13 protein-coding genes are annotated in these 12,616 nt (G+C 78.1%); 6 read left to right on the forward strand and 7 right to left on the reverse strand.

Annotation, left to right across the window (positions count from 1 at the left end; genetic code table 11):
- Positions 1-20: 20 nt before the first annotated feature.
- Positions 21-908, reverse strand: a complete 888-nt coding sequence (locus ITJ85_RS06340) for a 5'-3' exonuclease (RefSeq protein WP_217915514.1) — start codon at positions 906-908, stop codon at positions 21-23.
- Positions 909-978: 70 nt separating this feature from the next.
- On the opposite strand from ITJ85_RS06340, the gene ITJ85_RS06345 reads away from it, so the two are divergent.
- The 3 genes from ITJ85_RS06345 to ITJ85_RS06355 all read left to right on the forward strand — a co-directional run bounded on the left by ITJ85_RS06345 (position 979) and on the right by ITJ85_RS06355 (position 3,045).
- On the forward strand, positions 979-1,773 hold the full coding sequence (locus ITJ85_RS06345; RefSeq protein ID WP_217915515.1) for an enoyl-CoA hydratase: 795 nt from the start codon (positions 979-981) through the stop codon (positions 1,771-1,773).
- A 178-nt stretch (positions 1,774-1,951) separates the two neighbouring features.
- Positions 1,952-2,593 carry a TetR/AcrR family transcriptional regulator gene (locus ITJ85_RS06350; protein ID WP_217915516.1) on the forward strand — a complete coding sequence of 214 codons (642 nt, stop codon included), beginning with the start codon at positions 1,952-1,954 and terminating at the stop codon, positions 2,591-2,593.
- Positions 2,594-2,712: 119 nt separating this feature from the next.
- The gene (locus ITJ85_RS06355; RefSeq protein ID WP_217915517.1) at positions 2,713-3,045 is read left to right on the forward strand and encodes a hypothetical protein; all 333 of its coding nucleotides are present in this window, start codon (positions 2,713-2,715) and stop codon (positions 3,043-3,045) included.
- Here the strand turns inward: ITJ85_RS06355 and ITJ85_RS06360 are convergent.
- Both ITJ85_RS06360 and ITJ85_RS06365 read right to left on the reverse strand, forming a co-directional pair.
- Positions 3,042-3,713, reverse strand: a complete 672-nt coding sequence (locus ITJ85_RS06360; protein ID WP_217915518.1) for an anti-sigma factor — start codon at positions 3,711-3,713, stop codon at positions 3,042-3,044. The two genes, ITJ85_RS06355 and ITJ85_RS06360, sit on opposite strands and share 4 nt — an antisense overlap.
- The gene (locus tag ITJ85_RS06365) at positions 3,710-4,336 is read right to left on the reverse strand and encodes an RNA polymerase sigma factor (protein ID WP_217915519.1); all 627 of its coding nucleotides are present in this window, start codon (positions 4,334-4,336) and stop codon (positions 3,710-3,712) included. Before ITJ85_RS06365 ends, ITJ85_RS06360 begins: the two co-directional genes overlap by 4 nt.
- A 99-nt stretch (positions 4,337-4,435) precedes the next feature.
- On the opposite strand from ITJ85_RS06365, the gene ITJ85_RS06370 reads away from it, so the two are divergent.
- Positions 4,436-5,497, forward strand: a complete 1,062-nt coding sequence (locus ITJ85_RS06370) for a hypothetical protein (protein WP_217915520.1) — start codon at positions 4,436-4,438, stop codon at positions 5,495-5,497.
- A 13-nt stretch (positions 5,498-5,510) separates the two neighbouring features.
- Here the strand turns inward: ITJ85_RS06370 and ITJ85_RS06375 are convergent, their stop codons facing one another.
- The 3 genes from ITJ85_RS06375 to ppk2 are packed head-to-tail and all read right to left on the reverse strand — an operon-like array spanning position 5,511 to position 8,457.
- On the reverse strand, positions 5,511-6,215 hold the full coding sequence (locus ITJ85_RS06375; protein ID WP_217915521.1) for a hypothetical protein: 705 nt from the start codon (positions 6,213-6,215) through the stop codon (positions 5,511-5,513).
- Complete coding sequence (locus tag ITJ85_RS06380) at positions 6,212-7,684, reverse strand: SDR family oxidoreductase (RefSeq protein ID WP_217915522.1); 1,473 nt, start codon at positions 7,682-7,684, stop codon at positions 6,212-6,214. The genes ITJ85_RS06375 and ITJ85_RS06380 overlap by 4 nt, the downstream gene beginning before the upstream one ends.
- Entirely contained in the window at positions 7,681-8,457 is a 777-nt protein-coding gene (gene ppk2, locus ITJ85_RS06385) for a polyphosphate kinase 2 (RefSeq protein WP_217915523.1), read from the reverse strand. Before ppk2 ends, ITJ85_RS06380 begins: the two co-directional genes overlap by 4 nt.
- A gap of 101 nt (positions 8,458-8,558) precedes the next feature.
- Between ppk2 and ITJ85_RS06390 the strand changes: the two genes are divergently transcribed.
- The gene (locus tag ITJ85_RS06390) at positions 8,559-9,629 is read left to right on the forward strand and encodes an AI-2E family transporter (RefSeq protein WP_217915524.1); all 1,071 of its coding nucleotides are present in this window, start codon (positions 8,559-8,561) and stop codon (positions 9,627-9,629) included.
- A 24-nt stretch (positions 9,630-9,653) separates the two neighbouring features.
- Entirely contained in the window at positions 9,654-12,080 is a 2,427-nt protein-coding gene (locus tag ITJ85_RS06395) for an endonuclease MutS2 (protein ID WP_217915525.1), read from the forward strand.
- Positions 12,081-12,101: 21 nt separating this feature from the next.
- Here the strand turns inward: ITJ85_RS06395 and ITJ85_RS06400 are convergent, their stop codons facing one another.
- Positions 12,102-12,461, reverse strand: coding sequence for a hypothetical protein (locus ITJ85_RS06400; protein WP_217915526.1), 360 nt, complete (start codon positions 12,459-12,461; stop codon positions 12,102-12,104).
- Positions 12,462-12,616 lie beyond the last annotated feature (155 nt).

Consider the following 12,616-nt stretch of genomic DNA (forward strand, 5'->3'; position numbering starts at 1 on the left):
GTGAGGACCCGGGCGGCCGCCTACGCGGCCGCCCGGGTCTCGGCGAGCTCGGTCGCGCGGCGCACGAGCTCGGGCGCCTCGAGCGCCGCCGCCACCTCGGCGAAGCCGGGGCGGGGGCCCGTCCAGCGCAGCGCCCCGACGCCCTCGTCGAGCACCTCGGGGGCGTCGAGGCGCAGCGTGGCCAGCTCCCGGAACAGCATCGCCAGCTCGCGTCCCTCGGCCAGCGCGGCCGCGAGCCGCGCTGCGCCGCGCACGGTCACGTCCCAGTCGGCGGGGTCCGGCGGGATCGCGTCGATGCGGCCGTGGCGCGCGAGCACCGCGGCGGCGCTGCGCGCGCCCCACCCGGGCAGCCCCGGGAAGCCGTCGGCCGCGTCGCCCACCAGGGCCAGGTAGTCGGGGATGGAGGCCGGCGGCACGCCGAACCGCTCCAGCACCCCCGCCTCGTCGCGCACCGCGCCCGAGCGCCGGTCGAGCTGCACCACGCGGTCCCCGCGCACCGACTGCGCGAGGTCCTTGTCGGGCGTGCAGATCACCACCTGGCGCACCGACGGGTCGGCGGCGGCCCGGTCGGCGCCCGTCGCCAGCGCGTCGTCGGCCTCCATGGGGACCATGCCCCAGACCGTCACCCCGAGCGCGCCCAGCGCGGCCTCGAGCGGCTCGAACTGCGCGCGCAGCGACGGCTCGATGCCGGCGCCGGTCTTGTAGCCGGGCCAGAGGTCGTTCCGGAACGACTCGATGACCGTGTCGGTGGCCACCGCCACGTGGGTGGCGCCGCCGGCCAGCAGGTCCAGCACGGAGCGCACGACGCCCCGGGTGGCGGCCGTGCGCGAGCGCTCGGCCACCTCGCGCGGGAGCGCCATGTGGTGGCGGAACAGCTCGTAGGTCCCGTCGACGAGGTGGACGCGCACCGGACCATCATGCCGACCCGGGCCGCCGGGGCGGTAGGCTCGGCTCGACGGCCGCATCCCCGGGGGGCGCATGTCCGAGGCGACCATCGACCACGGCCCGGTCACCGAGGCGCGCGACGGCGCGCTCGTGACCCTGGTGCTCGCGCGCCCCGAGCGCCGCAACCCGCTCGCCCTCACGACCATGGAGCTGCTGACCGCGGCCTTGCGGCGCGCGGGCGACGACCCCGCGGTGCGGGCGGTGGTGATCGGCGCGGAGGGGCCGGTCTTCTCGGCGGGGCACGACCTGCGCGAGGTGGCGGCGGCCGGCCCCGAGGGCCACGAGCGCATCTTCGCGGCCTGCGCGGAGCTGATGATGACCGTGCACCGTCTGCCCGTGCCCGTGATCGCGCGCGTGCAGGGCCTCGCGACGGCCGCCGGCTGCCAGCTCGTGGCCGCCTGCGACCTGGCCGTGGCCTCGGAGACGGCGAGCTTCGCGACCCCCGGCGTGCGCATCGGCCTCTTCTGCTCCACCCCGCAGGTGGAGGTCGTGCGCGCGGTGGGCCACACCCGGGCGATGGAGATGCTCCTCACCGGCGAGCCGATCGACGCGGCCACCGCCCTGGCCTGGGGACTCGTCAACCGGGTCGTGCCGGCGCCGGGGCTGGAGGCGGCCGCGGCCGCGCTCGCCCGGCGCGTCGCCGAGGCCGGCCGTGCCACGGTCGCCTCCGGCAAGCGCGCCGTGGCGGACACCATCGACCTGCCGCTGGACGAGGCCTACCGCCACGCGAGCCGGGTGATGGCCCGCGACGCGGGGGCGCCCGAGGCGCGGGAGGGGATCGACGCCTTCCTCGGCAAGCGCGCGCCCGTGTGGCCGGGACCGGCCTGAGGCGGGCGCGCGGGCGTTCAGGCCGCGTGCAGGTGTGACGCCCGGCGGCACGAAGCTGTTCCGGGCGATCTGCGAGCATGTCTGGACGGTCGGGGAGCGCGACGGCGCCTGGGGCGGAGTACAATCTCCCTTACACGATAAGGCGGAGTGAATGTCCTCAGCTGCTGCACGCACGGGGGTGACCACCATCGAGAGCGACCAGTCCGGGCACGAGGCACCCAAGCGCAAGCGAGGGCGTCCCCGCGACCCCGGTGCAGACCGCCGCATCCTCGACGCCGCGCGCGCCGTCGCGGCCGAGGTCGGCATCCAGGGCGCCTCGATGTCGGCCATCGCCGACCGGTCGGGGGTCGGCAAGCCGACCATCTACCTGCGCTGGCCGCACCGCCGGGCGCTCATGGTCGCGGCCGTGGCCGACCTGCGGGCCGAGGTTGCGCCGGTCGACACGGGCTCGGTCCGCGACGACCTCGTGAGCAGCCTGCTCGAGGACCGGGACGTGCTCGTGAGCGGCCCCGACGCGCGCTTCCTGCGCTCCGTGCTCTTCGAGAGCGCGAGCGACGAGGAGCTGGCGCAGGAGCTCGACGACAGCATCCTCGCCCCGCGCCGCCGGCGCCTGATCGGCATCCTCGAGCGCGCGGCGACCGGCGGCCAGATCCGCGGGGGCATCGACCCGGACGGCCTCGCCGACCTGCTCACCGGCCCGCTGCTGAGCGCGATGGTCGTCGGCGGCGGCGGGGTGGACGACGACGCGCTGGCGCGCCACGTCGCCGTGATGGTCGAGGGCATCGGCGCCGGCGACCGCGCGAGGGCCCCGCGCCGCTGACGGGCGGGGACCGCCGTCGCGCCGCCGCGCGCGGCGCCCTGGCCGGGGCGGCCGCGGCGGGCGCCTGGGCGGCGGTCGAGCCGCTCGCGGCCCGCGTCGCCGGCACCGGCTACACCGACGTGCGCCTGCTGGGCCGCATGGTCGGCGAGCGCTGGTGGGCGCCGGCCGGCACTGCGATCCACATCGCCAACGGCGCCGCCTTCGGCGCCCTGTTCGCCGCCGCGGGCGCCCGCGGCCCCCGGCTCGGCCTGGCCTGGGCGGCGGCGGAGTCGGTGGTCACCTGGCCCGGCATGGCGCTGCTCGACCGGGTGCACCCCGACCGGCGCTCGGGCCGCTGGCCGCGCCTGCTCACCAGCCGGCGCCTCATGGCGCAGGAGCTGGCGGTGCACCTGTTGTTCGGCGCCGTGCTGGGGCTGCTCGTCCCCCGCGAGGAGCCCGGGGCGGAGGGCTAGGCCGAGGGCGTCGCCCCGCGCAGCACCGAGGCGCCGGAGTGCGCCGGGTCGCCGTCGGGCGGCTCCAGCGAGACGTCGATGTAGCTGAAGGACGAGGGATCGGCCGGCAGCGGCACGGAGACCTCCGTCGCGCCGGACGGCGGCACGCGGAACGCCCCCAGCGAGACCATGCGGCCGTCGTCGCCCAGCAGCCAGAGCTCGTAGAAGCCGTCGCCCGACGGCCGCAGGCCCGACACGGCGAGCCGCATGCCGGCGTCGCCGCCGGTCATGCGCACCTCGCCGTGGGCGCCCGGCGCGGCGTCGCCGAAGCGGTCGAGCGCGATCGCGGGGCCGTCGCCCGGCTCGTCGCCGTCGCCGCCGCCCGTGACGAGCGCGCCCACGCCGACCCCCACGGCGAGGGCCGCCACGGCGGCGGCGACGGCCACGAGCGGGCGCACGCCGCGGGCCGGCCGGGCGGGCGCGGCGGCCGGCAGGGCCGGAGGCGGCGGCACCGGCCCGGGGGCCCACGCCTCCGCCGGCAGCGCCTCGAGGCCGGCCACGACCGCCCGCATGCGCTCGACCTCGGCGCGCAGGCCGGGGTCGCGCGCCATGCGCGCCTCCAGCCGCCCGCGGTCCTCGGCGGCCATCTCGCCCAGCAGGTAGTCGGTGATCTCGGCGTCGCGGCTCACGTGGCGTCCTCCATCATGTCGCGCAGCCGCCGCAGGCCGCGCGTCATGTGCGTCTTCACGGTGCCGAGCGGCAGCCCCAGCCGCGCGGCGATCTCGCTCTGGCTCGCGCCCTCGTGGAAGCGCATGCGCAGCACCTGCGCCTCGGCGGCGGGCAGCCGCGCCACCAGCACCGCCATGCCCCAGCGCTCCACCGCCAGCTCCGGGGCGTCGGCGGGGTCCTCCCGGTCGCGCAGCACCGCGCCCTCGGGCGCGAGCGGGTCGAGCGGCTCGGGGACGCGCTTGCGCAGGTGGTCGATCGCCCGGCTGCGGGCGATCATCATGATCCAGGTGCCGAGCGACGCCCGCGCCGGGTCGAACGACTCGCCGCGCCGCCACACCTCGAGGAAGACCTCCTGGTGCACGTCCTCGGCGCTCGCCTCGTCGCGCAGGGCGCGCCGCAGGAAGCCGAGCACCGTCGCGCCGTAGGCGACGTGCACCCGCTCAAGGGCGGCCGGGTCCCGGCGGCGCAGGCCCGTCACGAGGCGCCGGTCGTCCGGCGGAGCGGCGCCCGGGCGGCGCAGGCGCCCGATCACCGGGCGGCCCGCCGGGGGTGCGGAGAGGGCGATGGCGTCTGCGGGCTGCACATCGGTACGTACGGGCGACCGCCGCCCGCCGGATGACGAATCCGATCGCCGCGTCCGGCTCGGACGGCCTCGTGGACACCATCCACGGGAGGAGACGCTGTGACCACCGCACGCACCCGCCGCACCGCCGGCGCATCGCTCGTCGCCATCGCCGCCGGGGCGGCGCTCGCCGCCGGGCCGGCCGCCGGCGCGACCGCCGGCCTGGCCGGCGGCTCGACCGCGCTCCACCTCGACCGCGGGACCGCGGCGGCGCTGTCAGCCGCGGGGATCGGCCTGGCGCCGCTGGGCCCGGCCGCGGCCGACGGCGCCCGCGTGACGTTCCCCGTCAGCGGCGGCGCGATCGACCCGGCCACCGCCGCCGGCCGCATCGCACACCGCGGCGGCCTGGCCTTCTCACACGGCGGCACGACCGTGCTGGTGCGCGACTTCGTCGTGCGCACGGACCGCCGCTCGCCGGTGCTGATCGCGCGGGCGGGCGCGGCGCGCCTGCCGCTGCTCGACCTCGACACCTCCGACGCCCGCGTGCTGCGGCGCGGCGCCGGCGGCGCGGGCACCTGGGTGGTCCGGGTCGAGGCCACGCTGCGTCCCGAGGCCGCCCGCGCCCTCAACGCGGCGTTCGGCACCCACCTGCCGGCGGGGCTGCGCATGGGCCGGATCGACGTGCGCACCAGCCCCGCGCAGCTGCTCCTGCGCGGCGGCGCCACGACGCTCGCCCTGGACCCCGGCACGGCGGCGGCCCTCGCCTCGCTCGGGGTGGCGCCCTCGGCCGTCGCGCCGGGCCGGGCGGCGGCCGGCGGGCTCGCCTTCCCGGTCACGGGCGGCCGGGTGGCCGCGGGGTCGTTCGCCGGCACCATCGACCACTCCGGCGGCATCGCGCTGACGGCCGGCGCCACGCGGGTGGAGCTCACCCGCTTCCGCATCGCCGTCTCGGGCAGCCCGACGCTCACGGCCCGGGTGGGCGACGGCGACGCGCGGGTGGCCCTGACGGTGGACCTCGGCGCCGCCCGGACGGGCGTGAGCCGGCGCACGGCGGTCGTGCGCGGGGCGCGCGTGTCGCTGTCGGCCGGCGCGGCCGCGGCGCTCAACCAGGCGTTCGGCACCACCGCGCTCACGGCGGGCACGCCGCTCGGCGTGGCGGACGTGCGCGCCCGTGTGCGGTAGCCGCCACGGGGGCTCAGGCCGGGGCCCCGGGGCGCGACGCGAGCGCCGCCTCGAGGGCCTCCGTCAGGATCCGCACGTGCGACCACACGGCGGCCGCCTCCCGCACGCGCTCGGCGTCGGGCTCGGGGGCCGCCGTGGCCACCTGGTCGGCGCCGGGCGCCGGGGCGGGGCCCCACGCCCGGCGAGCCTCCTCCTCGACCGCGCGACGGCGGTCCTCGCGGCCGCGCACCAGGCCGCCCACCCGCCGGGAGAACGCCGGCGCCGCCTCGGCCCAGCCGGGCGCCCCCTCGGACGCGACGGCGAGCGCCTCTGCGAGCAGCCGGCCGTGCGCGGTGAGCCCCGCGGCGCGGCGGTCGGCCTCCGGGTCTCCCGAGGCGCCCCGGCGCTCCGACGCGGCGGCCTCCTCGAGCGCGAGCGCCTCGAGCCGCTCCCGGTGGCCGGCCATCCACCGCTCCATCCGCTCGGCCAGCCCGGGGGTGGCGCCGGCCCAGGTCTCGTCGAGTGCGTGGGCCATGTGGCGCATCCAGGCCCGCGCGCTCGCCTCGCGGGCGCGGTCGATGCGGCCCCGGCGGTCGGGCAGGGTGCCGCCCTCGGCCATGAGGAACTCCTCGTGCATCGCCCGCGAGCCCTCCTGGGCCATGGCGGCGTCGAGGGCCGGCCGGTTGGCGGCCATCCAGTCGACCAGCCGCTGGGCGAGCCCCTCCGGCGGCGCGCTCACGCCGCGACCCCGGCCGGCGCGTGCGCGGCGGCGGCCCGGGCGATCCCGCGCACCATGCCGCAGAAGACGAACCCGTGGAACGGCCAGACGGCGTACCAGTAGAGCCGGCCCAGGATGCCCGCAGGATCGAAGACGGCCGTCTGGTGGATGCGCGAGCCGCCCGGCGCCGGCTCCACCTCCCACTGCAGCCAGGCGCGCCCGGGGACGCGCATCTCGGCCGCCAGCCGCAGCAGGCGGTCCTCCTCGATCGCCTCGACGCGCCAGGCGTCGACCGTGTCGCCGGGCAGCAGCCGCTCGGGGTCGCGCCGGCCGCGGCGGATGCCCGCCCCGCCGAACGGCAGGTCGAGCAGGCCGCGCAGCCGCCAGAGCGCGTCGGCGTAGTACCAGCCGGTCGCGCCGCCGATGCGCCTGATGGCGGCGAAGGCCGCCGCGGGCGGCGCGTCGGCGACGGCGACCCGGGAGTCGACCAGCCGCGAGCCGATCGCCGACCCGCCGTAGCGGCGCGGCCGCGGACCGGACGAGCGCGCGTCCGACCACCGCGTGGCCGCGAAGCCCGCGTCCTCGGCGGCGAGGGCGCGGCCGATCGACCGCCGCAGGTCGCGGGGGCGCACGTCGAACAGCTCGCGCGCCGGCCCCGGGTCGCGGACGACGGTGGGGTTGCGCAGGCCGCCGATCAGCTCACGGCCCACGCGCGCGTAGACCGGGGTCACCAGGCCGAGCCAGAGGCTCGACAGCCGCGGGGTGAGCACGGGCACCGGGATCATCAGCCTCCGCAGCCCGCGCTGGCGGGCGTACTCGCGCATCAGGTCGCCGTAGGAGACCCGGTCGGGCCCGCCGATCTCCACCACCCGGCCGCGCTCCAGCGGCACGTCGAGCGCCCCGACCAGGTAGTCGAGCACGTCGTCGATCGCGATCGGCTGGGTGGGCGTGGACACCCAGCGCGGCGTGACCATGACGGGCAGGCGGTCGACCAGCGCGCGGATCATCTCGTAGGACAGGCTGCCCGAGCCGATGATGATGCCGGCGCGCAGCTCGAGGACGGGCACGCCCGCCGCGCCCAGCGCGCGGCCCACCTCCTGGCGGCTGGCGAGGTGCTCGGACAGCCGGCCGCCGTGCCCCAGCCCGCCGAGGTAGACGATGCGGCGCACGCCCGCCGCGCCGGCGGCGGCGCCGAACGCCTCGGCCGCGCGGCGGTCGGCCTCGCGCCAGCCGGGGCCGCCGGCCATCGAGTGGACGAGGTAGAGGGCCACGTCCACGCCCGCCATGGCGGCGCTCAGCGAGGCCGGGTCGCCGACGTCGCCCGCCACGACCTCGGTCCCGGCGCCCACGCGCGGCCGCAGCCGCGCCGGGTCGCGCGCCAGGCAGCTCACGCGCTCGCCGCGGGCCTCGAGGCGGGGGAGCAGGCGGCCGCCGACGTAGCCCGTGGCGCCGGTCAGCAGGATCAGCCGGCGCTCCGCGTCGCCGCTCACCAGCGCTCCGGGACCCGGGCGACGCTCGCCGGCGGGTCGCTGGCGCGCTGGGCGCGCTCGAGGGGCGGCAGCTCCATCGGGGCGGCGGCGCGGCGCTGGGGGACGCGCTCCAGGATGTGCTGCATGCAGTTGAGCCGCGCCCGCCGCTGGTCGTCGGCGTCGACCACGAACCAGGGCGCCTCGGGGATGTCCGTGCGCAGCAGCATCTCGTCGCGCGCGGCCGAGTACTCCTCGTAGCGCGCGCGGGCCTCGGCGTCGACGGGGGAGAGCTTCCAGCGCTTGACCGGGTCCTCCAGGCGCTCGCGGAAGCGCCGCTCCTGCTGCTCGGGGCTCACCTCGAGCCAGTACTTGAGCAGGATCAGGCCCGATCCCACCAGCATCCGCTCGAGGTCGGGCACCGTGCGCAGGAACTCCTCCGTCTCCTGTGGGGTGCAGTAGCCCATCACCCGCTCGACGCCGGCGCGGTTGTACCAGGAGCGGTCGAACAGGGCCAGCTCGCCGCGCGCGGGAAGCCGCTCCACGTAGCGCTGGAAGTACCACTGGCCGGCCTCGCGCTCGGTGGGCACGGCCAGCGCCACCACGTCGTAGGCGCGCGGGTTGAGCTCGGCGGTGATGCGCGTGATCGTGCCGCCCTTCCCGGCCGTGTCGCGCCCCTCGAAGATGATCGCCACCCGCATGCCCTCGTGGCGGATCGCCTCCTGCATCTCGACGAGCTCGCGCTGCAGGCGCTCCAGCTCCGCCTCGTAGACGCTCGACTTCAGCTTCGACCCCATCCGCGCCCCTCGCCTCGGTTGCCCGACGCAGTTTCCCCCGCCGGGCGCCTCCCGCACCATCCGGGCCAGGAGTCCCGGCCCGCACCGAGAACAGGGGCCGGGTGACCAACGACGGACCCTCGACCCGCGCCATCCTCCGGGTCGTGGCCGTGCTGGCCGCCGTGATGGCGCTGGCGTGGCTGCTGTGGGTGTCGCGCGGGGTGCTGACCTGGGTGGCGATCGCGGCCTTCCTGGCCGTGGCGATCGACCCACCGGTCGCGATGCTGCAGAACCGCCTGCGCATGCGGCGCGCGCCGGCGATCTTCATCGTCTACCTCGGCATCACGGCGCTCATGGCGGGCGTCGTGTTCCTGCTCGTGCCGCCGCTCATCGACGCCGGCCAGCAGGCGACCGAGGAGGTGCCGAACTACGTCGAGCGCCTGTCGGAGTCGCAGCTCGTGCGCGACCTGGACGAGGAGTACGACATCCTCGCCCGCATCGAGGAGGAGGCCACCCAGGCGCTCGAGGGCATCGCGGGCCCCGACACCGCCGTCGACTTCGCCACCCGCGTCTTCAACGGGCTCGTCGCGCTCGTCTCGATCGCGGTCATCTGCTTCCTCATCAGCCTCTACGGCCCCCGCGCCCGCGCGTGGGCGATGGAGCAGGCGCGCCCGCCCCTGCGCGACCGCCTGGAGCGGGTCGCAAGCCGCATCTACCGGGTGATCGCCGGCTACGTGGTGGGCGTGTTCCTCGTCGCCATGACGGGCGGCCTCGCCGTGTGGACCTTCCTGTCGGCGGTCGACGTGCCGTTCGCGCCGCTGTTGGCCTTCTGGGCGGGGCTGGCGTCGCTCGTGCCGCTCGTGGGGGCGACCGTCGGCGGCGTCCCCTACATCGTCGTGGCCTTCTTCCAGGGGTGGCCGATCGGCGTGGCGGCGATCGTGTTCCTGATCGTCTACCAGCAGATCGAGAACAACCTGTTCCAGCCGGTCATCCACCGCTTCACGGTCCACCTGAACCCGCTCTGGATCATCCTGGGCGTGCTCATCGGCGGCACCGTGCTCGGCATCGTGGGCGCCCTGCTGGCCATCCCGATCGCCGGCATCGTCCAGGTGCTCGTGCAGGAGTGGTGGGCGGCCCGACACGAGACGACGCCGCCGCCCATGGCGGCGCGCGATGCCACGGTCGAGGGCTGACCGCGGCCTCCTAGTATGCGGGGGGTGGACCCCCGGAGCGCCGAGCTGCTCGAGCTCCCCGCCGTGCGCGAGCGCCTGGCGGGCCTCACGGCGTTCGCCGGCGGGCGCGCGCTCGCCCTCGGCCTGACGCCCTCGGACGACGCCCGCGAGGTGGCCCGGCGGGTGGCCGAGACCGAGGAGGCGGTCGCCCTGCGCGACCTGGGCGTGGGCGGCCCGGGCGGGGCGTCCGACATCCGCGACGCGGTGGCGCAGGCAGCGCGCGGCGCGGCGCTCGACGCGCCGGCCCTGCTGGAGGTGCTCGTCACCGTGCGGGTGTGGCTGGAGCTGGCCGAGGCGCTCGCCGGGCACCGCGACGCGGCCCCCGGGCTCGCGGAGATCGTGACGCTGCCCGATGCGGGCGCCGCCCGCCGCATCGAGGCGGCGCTCGACCGCGCGATCGACCCCCGCGGCGGCCTGCTCGACTCGGCGTCGGCCGAGCTGGCCTCGGTGCGGCGCCGGCTGGCCGGCGCGCGCAGGGCGGCGGCCGACCTGCTCCGCGACCTCGCCGTGCGGCTGCGGCCGCACCTCCAGGAGTCGTTCACCACCCTGCGCGGCGGCCGCCCGGTGCTCGCCGTCAAGGCGTCCGCGCGCTCGGCGGTGCCGGGCATCGTGCACGACAGCTCCGGCTCGGGCGAGACGCTCTTCATCGAGCCGATGGCGCTCGTGGAGGCCAACAACCTGGCCCGCCAGCTCGCGGCCCAGGAGGCCGCCGAGGAGGAGCGCGTCCTGCGCGTGCTCTCGCGGGCGGTGGGGGAGGAGCGGGCGACGCTCGACCACCTGACCGAGGCGCTCGCGCGCCTCGACCTGGCGCTGGCGGGCGCGGCCCTCTCGCGCGCCTGGGAGGGCTGCCGCGTGGAGCCGGCCGCCGAGGTCGACCTGCGCGCCGCCCGCCACCCGCTGCTGGAGCCGTCCCGCGCCGTGCCGATCGACCTGCCGCTCGCGGGCGTGCGCGCGCTCGTGGTCTCCGGTCCCAACACCGGCGGCAAGACCGTCGCGCTGAAGACCCTCGGCCTGCTGGCGATGCTGCACCAGTGCGGCCTGCGCGTGCCGGCGGCGAGCGCGCGGATGCCGGTCTTCGACCGCGTGCTGGCCGACATCGGCGACGACCAGTCGATCGCCGAGAGCCTGTCGACCTTCTCCGCCCACGTGAAGCGGCTGATCGCCGTGATGGCCGCCGCGGGCCCGCGCTCGCTGGTGCTGCTCGACGAGCCCGCCGCCGGCACCGACCCCGACGAGGGCGCGCGCCTGGCGCAGGCGGTGGTCGAGCGGCTCGTGGAGCAGGGCGCGCTGGTGCTGGCGACGACCCACCACCCCGAGATGAAGGCGTGGGCGAGCGCCGCCCCGCGCGCGGCGAACGCCGCCGTGGGGCTCGACGCGCGCACGCTGCGGCCGCTCTACCAGCTGCAGATCGGCGAGCCGGGCGCCTCGCACGCGCTCGGCATCGCGGAGGGGCTCGGCCTCGACCCGGCCGTGGTCGAGGCCGCCCGCGCGGCGGGCCCGCCCGAGCGCCGCGCGCTCGAGGCCCTGCTGGCCGAGGCGTCGGCCGCCCGGGCGGCCGCCGACGAGGAGCTCGAGGCCGCCCGGGCCGCCCGGGCGGCGGCCGAGGCGGCCGAGGCCGCGGCGCTGGAGCGCGCCCGCGAGCTGGAGCGGCGGGTCGCGTCGGTCCGCGAGGGCGCCGAGGCCGAGCGCGCGGCCGCCCGCGAGCGGGCCGAGCGGGAGCTGGCGGGGCTCACGCGCGAGCTCGCCGACCTGCGCGCGTCCATCTCCGCCGCCCGCAGGGAGGAGGCCGCCCGCGCCGGCGAGGCCCGCGCGCCGGCGGCCCCGGCCGCCTCGCCGCGGGCGCGGGAGCGCGACCGGCGCCTGCACGCCGCCTCGCGCGCGGCGGCCCGCGCCCGCGAGGCGCTCGCGCCGCCCGCGCCCGCCGAGCCGGCGATCCGCGTGCCGGTCGCGGTGGGCGACCACGTGGTCGACCCCCTCATGGGCTTCCGCGGCCGGGTGGTGGCGATCGACGGCGACCGGGCCGAGGTGCAGGGCGGCGCCGCGCGCATGCGCCTGCCGCTCGCGCGCCTCGAGCACGACCGGCGCGCCGCCCGCGACGCCGAGCGCGAGTCGCGGCGCGCCGCCGAGCCCGCGCCGTCGCCCGTCGTGCCGGGCGCGGCGCCGTCCCTGGAGGTCGACCTGCGCGGCCGGCGCGCCGACGACGCGCGCGACACGGTGCGCGAGCGCATGGACGCGGCCGCGATGGCGGGCCTACCGCTCGTGCGCGTGATCCACGGCCACGGCACGGGGGCCCTGCGCCAGGTGGTGCGCGAGGAGCTGGCGCGCCACCCGCTCGTGGCGCGCGCCGAGCCGGCCCCGCCCGAGGAGGGCGGGGACGGCGCGACGATCGCCTACTTCACCGACGAGGCGTAGGCCCCGGCGGACCGGCGGGTGCTACGGGAGCTGGAGCTCCCCGATGTTGCGGAGCACGTTGACCGTGGGGGCCATCGTGCGGAACGCGTCGTCCTTCTGGAGGACGCCCACCGTGGAGACCGGCGTCTCCTGCATGCGGGCCAGCATGGACGCGGCGTCCCGCGAGCGCGGGACGGCCTTGTAGGTGGAGACGAGGATGTGGTCGTAGCCACCCTCCTTGGCCGCCTCCAGGGGCTTCGGCCAGGTGGGGTCGCAGACGTCCACCTCCCAGCCTGCCTCCTTGAGCTTCTCGACGGCGGCCTCGGTGCCGGGGAAGCGGACCTTCCCCTCCTTGTTGAGGACCTCGTCGGTGGGAACGGTGACGAGCAGTAGTTTCGGCATGAGGCGGGAGACTACCGACCGCGGCGTCCCTCTGCCGGGGCCGGGCGCCCCTCGCGGGCGTCCGCGGCCTGCGGGTCTTGGAGGGCGAAACGCGGTGTGCCCGAGCCGCTCGCAACTGTCGCCACGAGCGGGACCGCACGTGTAGATTGGCCTCG

The organism is Miltoncostaea marina (assembly GCF_018141525.1).
GTDB lineage: Bacteria > Actinomycetota > Thermoleophilia > Miltoncostaeales > Miltoncostaeaceae > Miltoncostaea > Miltoncostaea marina.

Excerpts from the sequence above, each read along its gene's own strand:
- ITJ85_RS06400 (WP_217915526.1), bottom strand. The coding sequence starts at position 12,461 with ATGCCGAAACTACTGCTCGTCACCGTTCCCACCGACGAGGTCCTCAAC.
- ITJ85_RS06345 (WP_217915515.1), top strand. The coding sequence starts at position 979 with ATGTCCGAGGCGACCATCGACCACGGCCCGGTCACCGAGGCGCGCGAC.
- ppk2 (WP_217915523.1), bottom strand. The coding sequence starts at position 8,457 with ATGGGGTCGAAGCTGAAGTCGAGCGTCTACGAGGCGGAGCTGGAGCGC.